This is a genomic window from Paenibacillus xylanilyticus (assembly GCF_013359935.1).
Lineage (GTDB): Bacteria > Bacillota > Bacilli > Paenibacillales > Paenibacillaceae > Paenibacillus > Paenibacillus xylanilyticus.
The window spans coordinates 197,148-214,170 of sequence record NZ_JABMCB010000178.1 but is presented as its reverse complement, the minus strand read 5'-3'; the positions used below and the strand labels follow the sequence as shown (position 1 = coordinate 214,170).

Annotated in this window: 14 protein-coding genes; 12 read left to right on the top strand and 2 right to left on the bottom strand. The window is 49.5% G+C overall.

The genetic code is table 11. From position 1 onward, the window contains the following. The first annotated feature begins 23 nt into the window (after positions 1-23). Genes HP552_RS13265 through nagZ form a run of 3 tightly spaced genes read left to right on the top strand, consistent with a single transcriptional unit; the run spans position 24 to position 3,622 of the window. Positions 24-734 carry a hypothetical protein gene (locus HP552_RS13265; protein WP_175395923.1) on the top strand — a complete coding sequence of 237 codons (711 nt, stop codon included), beginning with the start codon at positions 24-26 and terminating at the stop codon, positions 732-734. Beyond that, positions 734-1,912, top strand: coding sequence for an exo-beta-N-acetylmuramidase NamZ family protein (locus HP552_RS13260; RefSeq protein WP_175395922.1), 1,179 nt, complete (start codon positions 734-736; stop codon positions 1,910-1,912). Before HP552_RS13265 ends, HP552_RS13260 begins: the two co-directional genes overlap by 1 nt. A gap of 57 nt (positions 1,913-1,969) precedes the next feature. Next, positions 1,970-3,622: a beta-N-acetylhexosaminidase gene (gene nagZ, locus HP552_RS13255; protein ID WP_175395921.1), complete on the top strand. Its 1,653-nt coding sequence runs from the start codon at positions 1,970-1,972 to the stop codon at positions 3,620-3,622. A gap of 133 nt (positions 3,623-3,755) precedes the next feature. Here the strand turns inward: nagZ and HP552_RS13250 are convergent, their stop codons facing one another. Further along, the gene (locus HP552_RS13250) at positions 3,756-5,180 is read right to left on the bottom strand and encodes a serine hydrolase domain-containing protein (RefSeq protein ID WP_175395920.1); all 1,425 of its coding nucleotides are present in this window, start codon (positions 5,178-5,180) and stop codon (positions 3,756-3,758) included. A 235-nt stretch (positions 5,181-5,415) separates the two neighbouring features. Here HP552_RS13250 and HP552_RS13245 point away from each other — a divergent pair, with 235 nt between their 5' ends. From HP552_RS13245 to HP552_RS13215, 7 genes are all read left to right on the top strand, one after another. After that, entirely contained in the window at positions 5,416-7,389 is a 1,974-nt protein-coding gene (locus HP552_RS13245) for a methyl-accepting chemotaxis protein (protein WP_175395919.1), read from the top strand. A 274-nt stretch (positions 7,390-7,663) separates the two neighbouring features. Further along, on the top strand, positions 7,664-8,866 hold the full coding sequence (locus HP552_RS13240; RefSeq protein ID WP_175395918.1) for a DUF2087 domain-containing protein: 1,203 nt from the start codon (positions 7,664-7,666) through the stop codon (positions 8,864-8,866). Between the two features lie 216 nt (positions 8,867-9,082). Continuing rightward, positions 9,083-9,814: an AzlC family ABC transporter permease gene (locus tag HP552_RS13235; RefSeq protein ID WP_175395957.1), complete on the top strand. Its 732-nt coding sequence runs from the start codon at positions 9,083-9,085 to the stop codon at positions 9,812-9,814. Continuing rightward, positions 9,805-10,134: a branched-chain amino acid transport AzlD family protein gene (locus HP552_RS13230; protein ID WP_175395917.1), complete on the top strand. Its 330-nt coding sequence runs from the start codon at positions 9,805-9,807 to the stop codon at positions 10,132-10,134. Before HP552_RS13235 ends, HP552_RS13230 begins: the two co-directional genes overlap by 10 nt. Positions 10,135-10,242: 108 nt before the next feature. Beyond that, positions 10,243-11,049 (top strand): NAD-dependent epimerase/dehydratase family protein, encoded by an 807-nt coding sequence (locus tag HP552_RS13225; RefSeq protein ID WP_175395916.1) that lies wholly within the window; start codon positions 10,243-10,245, stop codon positions 11,047-11,049. Between the two features lie 106 nt (positions 11,050-11,155). Then, entirely contained in the window at positions 11,156-11,812 is a 657-nt protein-coding gene (locus HP552_RS13220) for an SGNH/GDSL hydrolase family protein (RefSeq protein ID WP_175395915.1), read from the top strand. 168 nt (positions 11,813-11,980) lie between these two features. Then, the gene (locus HP552_RS13215) at positions 11,981-12,328 is read left to right on the top strand and encodes a KGG domain-containing protein (protein WP_062322363.1); all 348 of its coding nucleotides are present in this window, start codon (positions 11,981-11,983) and stop codon (positions 12,326-12,328) included. Between the two features lie 107 nt (positions 12,329-12,435). Here HP552_RS13215 and HP552_RS13210 read toward each other — a convergent pair whose 3' ends face one another. After that, positions 12,436-12,753 (bottom strand): hypothetical protein, encoded by a 318-nt coding sequence (locus HP552_RS13210; RefSeq protein WP_246310869.1) that lies wholly within the window; start codon positions 12,751-12,753, stop codon positions 12,436-12,438. A 334-nt stretch (positions 12,754-13,087) separates the two neighbouring features. Here HP552_RS13210 and HP552_RS13205 point away from each other — a divergent pair, with 334 nt between their 5' ends. Both HP552_RS13205 and HP552_RS13200 read left to right on the top strand, forming a co-directional pair. Continuing rightward, positions 13,088-15,016, top strand: coding sequence for a heparinase II/III domain-containing protein (locus HP552_RS13205; RefSeq protein ID WP_175395914.1), 1,929 nt, complete (start codon positions 13,088-13,090; stop codon positions 15,014-15,016). A 113-nt stretch (positions 15,017-15,129) separates the two neighbouring features. Continuing rightward, positions 15,130-17,022: a glycosyl hydrolase gene (locus HP552_RS13200; RefSeq protein WP_175395913.1), complete on the top strand. Its 1,893-nt coding sequence runs from the start codon at positions 15,130-15,132 to the stop codon at positions 17,020-17,022. The last annotated feature ends 1 nt before the right edge of the window (position 17,023 follow it).

Below are 17,023 nucleotides of genomic sequence, written 5' to 3'. Positions count from 1 at the left end.
CAGCAAGAAAGGGGAGATGCGGGATGCGTAAGCTAAGTGAGGTGCTGGTCAAATCAGGAGTGGAAATCTACCGTGATATTATTCCTGTTGCCTTGTACAGTGTGGTCAGTTCAGTGGTGCTGGTTCCAGTTCTGATGCTGGCTCCGCTGCCAATCGCTATCATGCTGCTCGCTGTAGTCTATATGCCCATCGTTTTTGGTGTCTGCTACGCGGTACATCACAGGTTGGAGCGGAAGGAACGCCGTAATAGCATTAAAGATCTGTGGGCCGGTATGCTGAAGGGATTCGTACCAGGTGGTGCAGTAGGTATCCTTTTTGCCGTGCTTGGCTTCATTCTGTGGTCAACGTGGTGGTATTACGGGGGACAGGGAGGCATGATGGGGACAGCGGTGGGTGTTTTCCAGACGTTCTTCGTTCTCATGGCCCTGATGTCACAGTTCTATACCTGGCAGCTTGTGCTGCAAAAAAACATGGGCATCGTCCAGGCAATGGGGGAAAGTGTGAAGCTGTTTTTCCGCCATCCGGGATATACGATGGGAGCCTGTTTCCAGGCCCTGTGTCTGACAGCATTGCTGGCGTTGACGGTCGTTGGTTTTGGAGCATTGTTCGCAGGCATGTTCGCCATCTATCAGCATAAGGTTGCTTATAATGTGCTGGAGCCTGAAGATGAACCCAACTTGTCTGTTGGCAATGATCGTCAACATACGGGGTGGATGAGTCAGGGGAATGTGTGATGAACAGAGGGAATCATGTAAGAACGGGTGCTGACCGATTGTCCGACGGTCTTTCCCATCCATGGTTAAAGGATGCCCGAATTGGTCTGATGACGAATCCAACCGGCATTACGGCTGGTTTTGTCTCGACAGTGGAGGTGTGTGCCGGATTGCCAGATGCTGAGCTGACCGCGCTATATGCTTGTGAACATGGGCTGGACGGTGAGCTCCAGGCCGGCGTTCGATTCGGGGATACGGTGCATCCGCGTCTGGGGATCCCTGTGTTCAGTCTCTATGGAGAGCACAAGAACCCGACGCCAACCATGCTGTCCGAAGTGGATACCGTGCTGTTTGACATCCAGGATATAGGTGTTCGTTACTACACGTATGCCTCGACTCTGATTCATATGATCGAAGCCTGTGCCGAAGCGGGCAAACGAATGCTGGTGCTGGACCGTCCTAATCCCCTCGGAGGCAGCGTAGTGGAAGGTGGCGTGCTGAATGCGGGATATGAGTCGCTCGTCGGTGCTTGGCGTGTTCCGGTTCGCACCGGATTGACAGTCGGTGAGCTGGCCCTTCTGGTGAACAGTGAGATGGAGGTCCCCTGCGAACTAGAGGTAATTGCGATGGATGGATGGAAACGCAGCATGGAGTTTACGGATTGTCAGCTTCCCTGGATGCTGCCATCCCCTAACATGCCGACGCTGGATACAGTCAAAGTATACGCGGGCACCTGCCTGTTCGAAGGCACCAATATATCGGAAGGCAGGGGGACAACCCGTCCGTTCGAGTGGATTGGTGCTCCGTGGATGGATGGCGAGCAGCTGGCTGCGCGGTTTCGGAGTCACGGACAAAAGGGAGTACATGTGCATCCCGTGTACATGTCTCCGACGTTCTCCAAGCATGCAGGCGAGCTATGCGGCGGTGTCCGCATTTTCGTAACGGACAGCAGAGAGTTCCGGGCAGTGGAGACAGGACTGGTGCTACTGCATGAACTGGCTTCACTCTACCCGGATCAATTCCGCTTCCTTGAGCCACCTCAGCCTGGTTCGAGATATTTTATGGATTTGCTGACGGGAGGCAAGGAAGTCAGGGAAGGTATACATGACCGGGGAGAATTATATCGTTTGATTGAAGTATGGAATGCACAGGCGAAGGAATGGAGAGAGCGGCGCAAGCCGTTTTTGTTATATCCATGAGAAGTGCAATCATGCATTGCATCATGAGGGATGTTAGTCATCGGGAGGAGGCATGGAATGAATGCGCTAATAGAGCAGTACCAACAGAAGCTGAAACGAATGACGCTGCGTGAGAAAATTGGACAAATGCTGCTGTGTGGTTTTCATGGTACCGAAGCGAATGGAGACGTAGAGCGCCTGCTGCAAACTTACCCGATTGGTGGCGTGATTTATTTTGCACGCAACATCGAGTCGCCAGAGCAGGTGGAGCGGTTATCTGCCGGATTACAGAAAATTGCCACCGAGAGTGGTCATCTCCCCCTTTGGATATCCATTGACCAGGAGGGGGGTATGGTGGCTAGGATTACAAATGGGATTGCCTTGATGCCGGGACAGATGGCGATTGCTGCTGCGGGGTCCACCGAGGATGCGTATGAAGCGGCATATATCAGCGGACTAGAGCTAACATCCATGGGGATTAATATGAATTTTGCTCCGGTATTGGATATAAACAATAATGCTGCCAATCCTGTCATCGGTGTGCGTTCATTCGGCGAGTCGCCTCAAATGGTTGCGGATTATGGGGTGCAGACCATTGCAGGAATTCAAAAGGCCGGTATTGCTGCGACAGCGAAACATTTTCCGGGGCATGGAGATACGGATACCGATTCTCATCTGGATCTACCCGTAATCGCACATGACCGGGAACGGGTAGAGCGGGTGGAGCTTGTGCCCTTCCAGGCTGCCATCGCAGAAGGGGTCGATGCGATAATGTCGGCCCATATTTATTTCCCGGCACTAGAACCCCAGCGTCTTCCTGTTACGCTATCCCACACAGTATTAAGTGGACTGCTGCGGCAGAAGCTTGGCTATGAAGGCATCATTGTGACCGATTGTATGGAGATGAACGCCATTGCGGTTCATTATGGCACGGTTGAGGCCGCTGTGATGGCGGTTGAAGCGGGAGCCGACTTAGTACTAATCAGTCATACGGCTCAGCTTCAGGTGGAGGCTTTTGAAGCGTTGGAAGCAGCTGTGAAGAGCGGGCGGATAAGCGAGAGCCGCATCGATGAATCCGTTGCCCGCTTGCTAATGCACAAGGGGAAACGCGGGCTGCTGGAAATGGGAATGGATGTAACCGCCAAGGCGGAGGTGCATAATGAGTTAACCTCGACCGAAGGGCCAGAGCGCAACAGTTTGCAGCATCAAGAGGTGGCGAGGCGTATTAGTGAGAACAGTATTACCCTGGTACGTGATCAACTGGATATGCTGCCGTTGAAGCCGGAACGAACGCTGGTGATTACCATTGCTGCATCGGTGACCACAATTGCTGACGAGCAGCTGAACCAGGCTGTTACGCTTGGCTCTGCATTATCGAGACACGGGCTCAATGTTGTTGACCTGACCGTAACACCGGAGGAAGTCGCAAGTTCCTCTGCGCGTCTGCTTCAGGCTGCGGAAGAGGGAAACATTCGGCAGATCGTAGTGGGGACCTATAATGCGGGCAGTCCCTCTGGTGATCCGCAGTGCAGGCTGATAGGCTGGCTTCAGCAACTGGGCAAACCGCTGGCTGTTGTCGCGCTGCGGAGTCCCTATGATTTGCTGGCACTTCCTGGTGTGCAGGTCTATGTTGCGGCTTACGAAAGCCGCCCGCTTGCCATGGATAGCGTTGCCCGAGCAATGATGGGGCATATTCCTTTTAACGGAAAGCTTCCGGTGAATCTGATTTGAATTGTATTGAATTGCATATCCTATTTTCTAAATAGGACTTGAACCAAATTGGCTCATCCCTGCAAATGGCAGTATACTAACTCAAAGAGACGACCCTTAATCAGGGTCGTCTCTTTGAGTTAGTATAAGTTGATTATTGCAATTGCAATGCCTGGGCAGTGCGTGCCTCGACTTCATCCATGAGGGAGGTCATGTCCATTCCGGCGTGGTTGCCAAGAAGAATGATAGTAACATCATTTGAAAGATTACGAGAGAAGGCTGTGGCAAAGCCGCCTCCACTGCCATTGTGGAAGACGGTACGATTATCGCCGTTTTCCTTGAGAATCCAGGCGTAGCCATAATTTTTGTCCGAGTATGGCTCGTACATCTGTTCAATCGTTTCCTGGCTCAGGATCTGATCCGTGTACAGTGCCCGGTCCCATTTCAGCATATCGTCCACGGTCGAATAGATCGTCCCTGATCCCGATTGTGAAACATAATAAGGAGCAGGTACCCATTGATTACCTTCCGCAACGAAACCACTGATTGTCTTGACCTGCCGGGATGCCTCTCCGGAGTTTTTCATGCCGAGCGGCTGCAAGATCGTCTGCTTAACGTAGTCGGCATAACTCATGCCGGATACCTGTTCAATGACATAAGCCAGGAGCACGTAACCGCTGTTGCTGTAGAGATAGGCGGTGCCTGGTTCAAACTTCAGTGTTTTATGCCGGATTTCTTCTACCGTTTCTTCCAGCGAGGTTCCTTCACCCCGGCCAAATGCGGATGGAAGCCCGGAGGTTTGGGATAACAGCATATGCAGAGTCATCTCATCGCCCTTTGGGATACCAGAGATATATTTGGAGATTGGATCCTGTACATTCAGCTTGCCTTCTTCCGCGAGGCTGAGAATGGAAGCTGCCGTGAAAGACTTGCTCAGTGAAGCAATTCTCGTCTTCTGATCCGGACGGTTCAGCGTCTTTTCATCAGCCAGGCCATATCCCTGGCGAAGCAGTACTTCGCCATCGCGAGCAATGAGGGCCATGCCGGGGAATTGGATTTCACGCAAATAAGCGTCCACGCTGGTGACTTCGCTGTCCAGCAAACTGACCTTATCCGTTTGGATGTTCACACTCAGCTGACCTGAAGCGGTGCGTCCGACCTTAATATCTGCCTTCAAGGCATTTGCAATAGGACGAACAGGCACCATGAGAGTACCCCTAACCGTACGGGAGTTCACTCCTGCACCCAGACGGACATGGTTGACTTTGATCGAGTCGCTGCCAGCCTGGTGAACCAAAGTATCCCTTCCAACGGTGATGGTAGCCGTTTTGGTACGGTTATTCCATTTCAAGGAACCTTTCACCGATTGGACGACATCCCTTAAAGGTACGTACGTTGTTCCTTTATAGATCTGAGGTATATTCTTCCAAGATTGTGGTTCACCATTAACTTCAATAAGAACTGCTTGAGTATTCTGGGCAGCCGATATGGATGTGCTGAATTGTCCCAGCACCGGGCCTGCAACGAGAATGAACGCGAGCAGAATACGAAATAGGGATAAGTATGCCGACTGATGCACATGAAGCGATTTACGTGTGATGTGGATCCTCTCCTTCCAGACTTTTCATAGATAACCAGCTTACGCAATATTGTAAACGATCTCGTAGAGGGGGTCAAAACGGATGGAGAGCCAGCAAACTTAAGAGCCTAACAGAAATAATGGAATTTCGACGATATTTAGTATTCATACATAATGTTTTCATGATGTTCGTCCGATAAAAAGAAAGGTGAAGATGATGATGGGGGATAGTTAAATGAAGAAAAGGTTTCAACAATGGTTTGTGCCAACCGTAAAAAAACGTCTGATCGCTGCACTGCTCCTGTTTTTGATCGTGCCAAGCATCACCGTTGGTTGGTTATCTTATGATAAAGCCGCAGAGCGGGTCAGGGAAGAACTCCTGCATTCTGCACAGGCCAAAACAGAGATGCTCAGTTTACAGATTGATCAGATGCTCAACATGGAGAAGGATAACGCCGCACAGCTCGCTGCGGGTTTTACTTCTGAGGATGTTATTAATAAATCACCAGCACTGCAAAAACAAATGGATCATATGTCCCAAACCCATAAAGAACTGGGCGTACTGACGATTGGTGCCGAGGATGGAAGCTGGATGAAGTCTCCTGATCCTGGACAACAGATCTATGATCCACGGGAACGCAGCTGGTATACGATGGGTATGGCAGCGAGTGAGTCTATCATTTCGGACACATTCCAGTCGGCAACAACAGGAGAGTGGGTTGTGACTGCTTCTGCCAAGCTGGCTGACGGTAAAGGTGTATTTGGAGCCAACGTAAGTCTTAACCACTTGAAAGAAAACGTAGATCAGATTCATATTGGTGAAAAAGGAAAGCTGTATATGCTGGACAATGGCGGGAAATTCCTGTTCCATTACAATATCGAATCGGGTGTGCAGTCAGACCAAGATTATATTAATCAAATGTATACTAGCGACAAGGGAACCGTGAAGTATACGTATGAAGGACAAGAAGTGGAAGCTGTATATTTCACCAACCCGGCGACGGGATGGAAAATTGTCGGTGAAATGCTTCCTTCTGAAGCAGATGAAGCGGTTAGACCGATTATGATTCGAACCTACACACTTGTGGGAAGTTCATTGGTCATTGGAATGATCCTGCTCATATTCATCATCCGAGGAATTATTCGTCCGCTGCAGCAGCTGACCCAGGCCGCATCCAAGGTAAGCGCCGGGGACCTTACGGTTCACGTAGGGCTGAAACGGCGGGATGAGTTTGGACAGCTGGGAGACAGTTTCGATACCATGACGACTTCACTGCGCAATGTTCTTGGAGAAGTGCACGATACATCAAGCCAGCTCGCAGCATCTTCCGAGGAATTGATGGCCAGTTCGGAACAGACGTCCAAAGCAACGGAACAGGTCGCTGAACTGATGCAGAATGCAGCAGAAGGAACAACCAAACAAAACGACAGTCTTGCGGCAACAGGGCAGCTTGTCGGAGAGATGTCCATTGGAGTCAAAGAGATCTCCTCAAGTGCAGAGGAAGCAGCCCGCATTGCAGGGGAGGCATCGGTCAAGTCTGAAGCCGGGATGGTTACTGTGGAGGAGGCAGTCGCTCATATTCAGCAGGTCAATGAAGAGAGTGAAGCTATGGCAGCAGTTATTGAGGATCTCCGGGCGAAAAATGAAGAGATTGTTCAGATCGTTGCCGAAATTACGACGATAGCCAAACAGACCAATATCCTTGCATTGAATGCAACCATTGAAGCAGCACGAGCAGGAGAGCAAGGGCGCGGATTTGCCGTTGTAGCGAATGAGGTCAAAGCTTTGGCACAAAATTCGGGCAGCTCTGCTGAGCGCATTAATGAATTAATGCTTGAAATGCAGGAGAGAACGTACGCGGTACAGTCTACCTTTGCACGCACAGGGGAAGGCATGATCAAAGGTTCAGAGCTTATTACGGAAGCAGGGGATGCATTCCGCACGATTCGTGATGCTGTGCAGCTTGTTGCTGCACAAGCCGGAGAAGTGTCCGCAGCCTCTCGTCAGATCGATGGTGGAATGAACCACGTCACCAAAGCAGTGAATGATACCATCGTATTATCCGATCAGATTGCTTCCGGGACGGAAGATGGTTCTGCCGCTGCACAGGAGCAGCTTGCCACGATGGAAGAAGTTGCAGCTTCATCTGCCGCTTTGTCCCGAATGGCTGAAGATCTGCAGAGCATGATCGAACGCTTCAAATTATAATCGGATGCTCAGCTTTACCGAAGCTGGCGACAATTTAGACTACAGGACTTAAAATCCTGTAGTCTTTTTCTTTTTTGTCTGTAGAGGATATGTCATGACGTAAGAAACCAACTTAAGGTTATCACTGCCTAGGCAGGGGCCTTTTTTCAGTGAACCAGTTTATATGAATTGACATAAAACAAACAAAAGTATATTATATCTATAAATAAACAAACAAATTAAATAATTCTGTGTTTGATTATAAGCATGTAAAAGAAGTAAAGGAGATCGTTCAATGAAATCATCGGAACCATTGTTGCAGACGGCCACGCTCGAAGAGATCAAGCGGGGATATCTCACAGAAGGGCCAACATTCACATGTATCTGCTGCGGCCATAAAACGGAAGCGGGCATCATCTATCCCGAGGAAGGTGTCCTCTATGAAGCAGAGCGTTATATGCGTGTTCATATCGAGAAGACTCATGGGTCGGTATTTGAATATTTGTTGGAGTTGGATAAAAGTGTGACGGGCCTGTCTGATGTGCAGCGGGGGCTGCTTGGCCAGTTTTATGAGGGGAAGAAGGATACCGAAGTGCAGAAGGCGCTTGGGATCGGAAGTGCCTCCACCATTCGTAATCATCGGTTTGTGCTGAAGGAGAAAGAGCGGCAGGCGAAAATCTTCCTGGCATTGATGGAACTGCTCAAAAGCAAGGATGACTATGCGCCTGCCGAACTGGTCTTGCCTGTCACAAGACAGGTGCATACGATCAACGCCAAACAATTTGATATTTCGGAACAGGACCGGGAAAAAGTGCTTGGCAAGTATTTCCCTGAAGGGACAGATGGTCCCCTGTCGAGTTTTCACATGCAGCAAAAGCATAAATTCATTGTTCTTACTGAAATTGCCAAACGGTTTGAGCCGGACCATCAGTATACCGAGAAACAGGTTAATGAGCTGTTAAAACAAGTTTATGATGATCACGTGGAGCTAAGAAGGTATTTGATTGACTACGGATTCATGAATCGTAAAGAGGATGGAAGTCAGTACTGGCTGAACCTTTCAGCTGAGATTGAGCAGAAGAAGAGTGACAAGAAATCAGAAACGGGAAGCGGGAAAGGAGAGAACGAAGAAGTGAATCGGCGCAAGGAACTTCAGGAACAGGCCAAAGAGGTCAAGACGGAAGCGGGAATTTACCAAATCCGCAATGAACGCAACGGTAAAGTCTTTTTGGACAGCACATTGAATCTCAAGACGATTAATGGTCAGAAGTTCATGCTGCAAATGGGCAGTCATCTGAATAAACAGCTGCAGGCTGAGTGGAATGAATATGGGGATGATGCATTCACCATTGAAGTGCTGGAAGTATTGAAAAAAGAGGATAATCCCTATTTCGATACCAAGGATGCCCTGGCCAAATGTCTAAATCGCTGGATGGATCAGCTTGAGCCACACGGTGAACAAGGATATCACGGAGATAAAAAAGACTCTGGTGAGTAATCATCAACAAGAGATGTCTCCAGCTATTTGAAGTCCATTACTTTAAAAGGTAATGGGCTTTTTGTATGCCATATAGATCCCATCTGTTCTGTGAAAAAGAAATCTGTCTCTCCCTCAATATCTCATCTTGTGGTATATTTCTGAATTAATATAAAGGACACTAACAAACATCACCCAAAGGGAAGAGAAGGAGTTGCAGCAGAATTGAATAAAACAATGCCCTTGGCATCGGAACCACAAGACATCATGGAAACTTCGGACAATGCCACCTTTATGCAGGGAGTAAAAGATTGTATTCCAACGCTACTGGGGTATCTTAGCATCGGTTTTGCAGCGGGTGTAATCGAAATGACCGCAGGTCTCAGTCTGGCAGAAACAGCCCTGCTGAGTCTGATTCTATATGCAGGTTCGGCCCAGTTCATTGCCGCAGGCATGCTGGCATCGAATGGATCGGCAGCAGCCATCATATTCACCATATTCTTTGTCAATTTGCGTCACTTGTTACTCAGTGCGGCGGTCTCCCCGTATTTCAGGCATCTGACTCCACTCAAAAACATGTGGATTGGTTCCCTGCTCACCGATGAATCGTTCGGAGTAGCCATGACACGTGCAGTTGGCCGCCAATCGTTGAGTGAACGGTGGATGCATGGATTGAATATTACAGCATATCTGAATTGGTTCGCGGCCAACATGGCAGGTGCTTATTTTGGGCGCTGGATTACGAATCCGGAGCAGTATGGGCTGGACTTTGCCCTGCCTGCCATGTTTATCGGCCTGATCGTACTGCAGTTAATTCATCGAAAAAACAGAAAGCTGCACATCAATGTAGCGGTAATCTCGGTAGTATGCGTTGTATTCGCGAGCATGGCCTCCTTGGGCAGCATGAGCGTAATAGTGGCTGCAGTCGTCGCAGCAACGATGGGAGTTGTGATGGAAAGATGGAAGTAAGATGGGATGTTTTTTGGATCATTATCGGGTCTGCATTGTTGACCTTTATTCCCCGGGTGCTGCCGCTGATGCTGTTCAGCAAAATACAGATTCCGGTATGGCTGCTCCGCTGGCTGGAATATGTACCGGTAGCCGTAATGGCAGCCCTGATTGGTCAGGAGCTCTTTATGTCTGGCAGCCAACTGGTGCCGCTCACAAAAAATGCTGCGCTATGGGCGGCCCTGCCTACCTTCGTCGTGGCGATCTGGACCCGAAGCCTTCTAGGTACCGTTCTTGTTGGAATTGTAGCGATGATGATTCTGCGATACTGGATGGGATAGAGGACTTCATGTGTACAGGTAATTCCTTCAGGTTAACGGTTAATAATGTTCTATAGACATATATTGGGTTGAACTTAATATCCGTCACCAATGAAGGGAGCGAGATGAATGGAGCATACGAGGAAAAAGTTGTTGATCACTGGAGCTGCGGGCGTCATCGGTCGCAGTCTCCTGGAAGGTCTGAGGGGCATGGGTAAGTATGATATTGTTGCGGCAGACCTGAATGATGATCCTGGGGCAGGCATAGTAGCAATGGATGTCACGGATGCGGACCGTCTGAAAGAACTAATGCAGGGAGTGCATACGGTGCTGCATATTGCATGGGCCAAGGATGAAGAGGACTTCTTGGGCAAAGTTCTGCCTATCAATGTAACCGGAGCTTATCATGTATATGAAGCAGCACGAATGAATGGGGTTCAGCGCGTAATTTTTGCAAGCTCAAACCATGCCACCGGCTTTTATCGAACAGGAGAAGATATTGAAGTGGATGATCCGTATCGTCCGGACAGCTTCTATGGCCTCAGCAAATGTTATATTGAACTGCTCGGCAGATATTATGTGGACAAATATGACCTTTCTTCATTCAACATCCGAATTGGCAACTTCTCGGGGGATGATCACCCGCATTCCGAGCGTTCGGCACATATCTGGATTTCGCCCAGGGATATGGTGCAGCTCGCCGTGTGCTGTATTGAGGCCAATCCGGAAATGAGATATCTCAATCTGTATGGAACTTCCGCAAATACCGACAATTATTATGATATAGGTTACCTGGAGGAGAAGATAGGATACCGTCCGGAAGATGATGCGGCGGAGCTATGGGAAGAGGCGAAGCGCAGGGGCGCACCGGATAAGCAGGATGAAACCAAGTATCAGGGCGGAGGATATGTGGCCAAAGACCAGAAAGGCGTTTAGTTGCAGATTTTGAAAACGCTATTTTCTATTGTTCCTGAAAGGGATAAAATGGAGACTGTAGGATTAAGGTTTCCATTTTACATAAGAGGAAGGAACGGTTTGAATCATGAGTACAAGTCCATCCGTAATATTGTTTCAGGGAGACTCCATTACAGACGGGGGAAGATCGCGGAATGATGATCCGAATCATTTTCTGGGGCACGGCTATGCCTATCTGATCTCAAGCAGATTGGGTGCGGAGCTGGCTGGGAAGCAGCCACGCTTCTACAACAGGGGGGTCAGTGGGGATCGGGCATCCGATCTGTATGCACGCTGGAACGAGGATACGTTCAGCCTGAAGCCGGACCTGATCAGCATTCTGATCGGTGTTAATGATGCCTGGCGTACAATGAATGGTGAGCCCAGTGGGGTTACAGACCGTCTTGGACGGGCATACCGACACTTGCTGGAGGAAACGAAGGAAGTGCTGCCCGGTACGGGTCTTGTGTTGATGGAGCCCTTTATTTTGAAAACCGGAGCTACGGTGGAGAGATGGGATATGTGGCAGGAGCGTATCGGTCAGTATCAACGTCTTGTTCGCGAGCTTGCCACTGAATTTGGTGCTGTGCTGGTTCCGTTACAGGATGTATTCAATCAGGCCACTGAAAAGGCTGACGCATCCTATTGGTTATGGGATGGCGTACATCCAACGGCAGCCGGTCACGAGCTAATCGCCCGTCAATGGTTGTCTGTCGTACAGAATAGTCCACTTAAAATTCAATAAAATAGAAGCAGAGGGTCTGTTGCAGATCTTCTGCTTTTTTTACATCAGATATCGTGAAAAATATAGAAAAATGACATATTTAGAAATCTTATGTTTTAATCCCAAATGAGAGGGTAATTAAAAAGCGTAGCACACTATACTCAATACCCGATAAGGAGTGAATTCAAAATGGCACAAAATAACCAAAACGGAAAAATGAGCCGTGAAGAAGCAGGACGTAAGGGTGGAGAAGCAACCTCCAAGAATCATGATCAGGAGTTCTACCAAGAGATTGGCAGCAAGGGCGGAGAGGCAACCGCGAAGAACCATGACAAAGATTTTTATCAGGAGATCGGCAGCAAAGGTGGGGAAGCAACTTCGAAATCCCACGACCGTGAGTTCTATCAAGAGATTGGACGGGAGGGCGGAAGCGCCCGGGGCAATAATGATGGAAACGATGATCAAGATGGCAAAATGAGCCGCGAAGAGGCAGGGCGCAAGGGTGGACAAGCCCGGTCCCGTAATCGGAATAATTAATCAATTGAATAGAAATATCATATAATCCAAGCAAACAAGGCCAGATCTCACCTGTGGAAAAGGGTGAGTCTGGCCTTGTCGTTTGTTAGAGCTGCGCACTTAACGGGTCAGGCGATATGTGGTTCAATCGCTTGGCGATAACTGAACAGGGATTCATCAATGATGGTGCGCAAGAAAACGGGATCCATATCAAATAGCAGGGATTCTGCATAACGCCAGGCGTTTTCTTCAATACGCAGCCGAATTTCTGCCTGCTCAGAAACTGTAAGAGGTCCATCGAGGAGGTTGGACAGATCCACCAATTCCACATCCTCGGCATGCCCCAGTTCATGAGCCAGAATGACATAAATATAAGCCTTTAATGGAGCCAGCGAACCAAACAGCATTCGGCATTGCTCCATAATTTCTTTTTTATATAAATACACGGTGTGGCTTCCCATGTGATATTTACCACCGACGAGACGACTGTCCGGAAAATGGGGCTCAACATGGACAAGCGCACGGCTATCGGAGCGATGCAGCAGTTCAGTTACAGCCTGATTAAATAATTCAGTATTCAGTATGGTTCACCTGTCCTCATAATGGAATAAAATACATAGACAATGAGTACCGACATACCTTTTACGAGAAAAACGTCTGAAAAGTTTCAGTTATTTTCATTATTTATTTTTTTTACAAAAGTATTCGTCCGAACTCCCTTCATTTTTGCTAAACTATGGGCTAAAATGAAATCGGTTACATAAATAGGGAGGAATTATTATGACAGTTCACCCTGGATTAAATTGGACGGCCGATTACATCATGATGGCCATGAGACATGGAGCAACCCGTAGTTTGGAGTACATCTATCGTTGGAAAGACAGATTGGCTGACACGTTGAATGATCCCGACTATGCCTCCTTCTGGTCAGATCTAGAAGTATATGAACAGAGGGCGGGTACGGAGAACCTGCCTGAACTATCCTTTTCCCTATATCGTCAATTCAGGGAGACAGGTGAACGTCATGCGTATGAGCTGGCCTATTTTGAGCGGCGGGGAAGGCTAACTGCACTGGGATTACTGGTCGCTGCATCCCCGTCTGCCGAGCGCCTGCACGTACTGGAGGACCTGATCTGGAGTGTCTGTACCGAACACACCTGGTGTCTGTCCGCTCATGTACCTGAAGGGGAAGAAGCTGGCGCGAGAGAACATATCGATTTGTTCGCTGCAGAAACAGCACAAATGCTTGCAGAGATTATTATCATGTTGAATGACATTTTGGACGAGCGTGTGGTCAAGATGGTGCGTGCTGAGATAGAGGGCAGGATCTTCACCCCGTTGTACCGAGAGCAGCGGACTTACGGTTGGGAGAACGCGGATCACAATTGGTCAGCAGTGTGCAGCGGCGGCTGCGGGATTGCGGCTCTCCTTCTGTTGGAAGATGAGCAGCTGAGGACCAGAGCGGTGCAGCAGACGATTCATTCCATGAGTGCCTTTTTGAGCGGTTATGGATTAGATGGGGGATGCGCTGAAGGTATCGGTTACTGGGTATACGGGTTTGGATTTTATGCGTATTTTGCAGAGATGCTGCGAATATTCAGTGCAGGGGAACTGGATATGTTGTCTGATCCCAAAACGAGAGCCATTGCGGCTTTCCCCGGAAATATTCATCTGTCGGGCGGGGTGTTTGTCAATTATTCGGACAGTCGTGAGCGGGAGACGATTCCGCCTGGGCTGCTTTCTCTGTTGTCCAAGCGGCAGCAGATTCAATTCAACATGGAGCATCGCATCCTGCTTCTGACCGAGGACCCCTGCCGCAGGTGGGCCCATACTCTGCGCAATATACTCTGGAGTAATCAGGCTCTATTTGAAGAAAAAAGTGCAGCAGAGGAGCCGGCAGCCTTCGTTAACCTGGAGGATCTGACGTGGCTTATAACCCGAGGGACACTGGCAGCAGGAGATCAAGAGGAAATGACAGCAGCCTTTTCGGTAAAGGGCGGTCATAACGCAGAGCCCCATAATCATAATGATCTGGGACACTTTATTCTTCATGGCGGAGGAGAAAACATTCTCTGTGACCCAGGTTCAGGCGAGTATACTCAGGCCTATTTCGCACCTGGCCGGGAAAGCATTTTCCAAATTGGCTCTCAGGGGCATAGCGTCCCGGTCATTGAAGGAGCGGTTCAACAATCAGGGCGGCAGGCAGAAGCGAGCGTAATGTATACCAGGCAATCGTCGCCGCAAGGGATAGAGGTCGCATTTGATTTGACGTCGGCTTATCCAGAGGCACCAAGACTGGCAAGATATATCAGGCGTTTGAGCTGGAGCGGCCCCTCTGGAACCTCCGAAGCGGAGCTTCTCCTTGAAGACCATTATCAGTGGCAGCAATTCCCTGATCCCCGGGAAGAGGGACAACGGCTTGAAGAACCGCGAGTCGTTGAGCATTTTGTCAGCCGAATTCATCCTGTCATGCAGGAAGCAATGGTCCAGTGGGAAGGAAACAAGGCAGTTGTGACCCTGCATTACGATGCTGAACTATGGGATGCATGGGTGGAAGAGGTAGAAACTGTGGATCACGACCACCTGCCCCTGAAATTTTACCGGACGGCATTAACCTTACGGGAAACGGCGGATGACGACAGGGTGTCCCGGGATCATTTTGCAGCGGAGACTTGGTGCAGATTAAGATTCACTATACATTCAAGATAAGGCATAAAAGCAGTAGACAGATAAGGCCGGTTTAATGTAACGGAAACCTGATGACGACTCAAACCAATTCAGTCCCATATTGAAGTGGGGATCGGAAATGAGGGTGATTTGTTTTGTTAACGTATACATCGGATGCAGGATATCCATGGAAAGATGAACTGGAGAGGTTCCGAACAGAGGTGGACCAGGCCAAGCATGTAGAACCTAGTGGATGGAATCGGGCGCGTAAAATAGCACTCATCGAAAACATTGTACGTGCCTACTCGGGATATCAGCAGGAGAACGGTGCCATTTTGGATCCCTTCTCTGATCGGGAGCGCTATTATTCCACACCAGCCTATGCATTTGCAGCTGCTGTTCTGGTAAAGGAGGGCCGGGCTGATCTGCTCACCTCGGCTGCAGCTGCGCTGACCCACAGTATCTCACTGGTTGTTCGCGGCGAGGTTCCGGACAATCATGCCGACTTCTTTCCCATACTTATGCTAAGAGCCTACGTGCTGCTAAAGCCGCTACTGCCTGAACAAGCGACTCAATGGGCAGCCGGGCTGAAACAGATTGAACCGGAAGAAACCTATGTATTTACAATGTCCAAAATGAACAACCCCAACCGGATGATTAACTGGAATGCAATCATGATTTCAGGTGAATACCTTCGCTACCGCGAGCAGCTGGCGAGTGAAGGGACCGAATGGATGGATCATTATCTGGAGAGCTATCATCTGCCGCGTTTTACAGCGCTGGGATTGTATCAGGATGGTCCGCTGGATCGCCCAAACAGTCCGCTTGCGTACGATATTGCTACCCGCTACCACTTGGGTGTCATGCTGGACGCCGGATATGATGGAAGATGTGCATCTTCCCTGGCTGAGTCCACCCGGCGCGGGGCTTTCACTTCGCTCCTGACGTTATCTCCACTGGGTGAAATTCCTCCGCGGGGACGCAGCTCACAGCATCAATGGAATGAAGCGGCGGCTGCGTATGTGTTCTCCAGTCATGCCTCAGCTGCGAAGCAGATGGGTGATCCCATGATGGCAGGCGTATTTGCTCGTGCAGCCAATCTTTGTTTTGCTGCCGTGGACCGGTGGAAAATGAAGGACGGCCGTCTGCATATCGTTCGGAACCGGTATGCTCCGGAAATACGCCACGGATACGAGATATATACCAACCATACGTGTTACACCCTGTGGACGGCTGCGGCACTGGCCAATGCATACCTGTGTGATCCGGGAGATGAAGTGGCTGAATTACCCATTCCGTCAGAGGTGGGGATGCGAGTCCTTCAGATGGACGGCTGGTTTGAGACGATTACGGCTTCAGTACCGGGCCAGCAAATGGTATTACATACGGCTCTGAATGATCCATATACGGTTCCCGGACTGGTACGGATTCACCAGCAGGGGCTCCCAGGACTCATTGGCCCGGCTGCTGCTGGACATACCGAGTCCGGATTCACTGAATTTTCAGAAGGGGAAACCCTGCCGATCAGTTATTGTCCGGCCTGGCGGACACCGGATGGTCAGTGGCACAGCCTGGCTGCAGGTATCCCTTCCGGATCGGAATATAATCGGGATACCGGAATCAACCCTTCCGATGGAGGGGGAGCTATCGTTTTCAACGTGGAAGAGGATGAGGGGCAGGAAACCAACAGGTTTACGGTAGACTGGATCGGTCCATTGGTCGGACTGAAGTCCCTTCGGGCGTATTATACACAGCAGCCGGGTTTGTTAACAGTCACATATGAGTTCGAAGGGGAGATTGAAGCGGCCGGAGCTGTTATCCCGCTGATGTTCAGCGATGGAGAGGAGCAGGCGGTCATCACCGTCTCCGGTGATCGTGTTCGGAGTGAGTTCCGGGGAGCGTATGTGGAATCAACCGTGCTTAATGAAGGAGCGGAGATTCGTCTGCAAAATTATACCGTGGCTTCTCGCAATGGTATGTTAAAGGAAGCACGGATGGTCTTGAGCGATAGTCAGCGGATAACGTTTACGGTTCGTCTGGGACAATGAT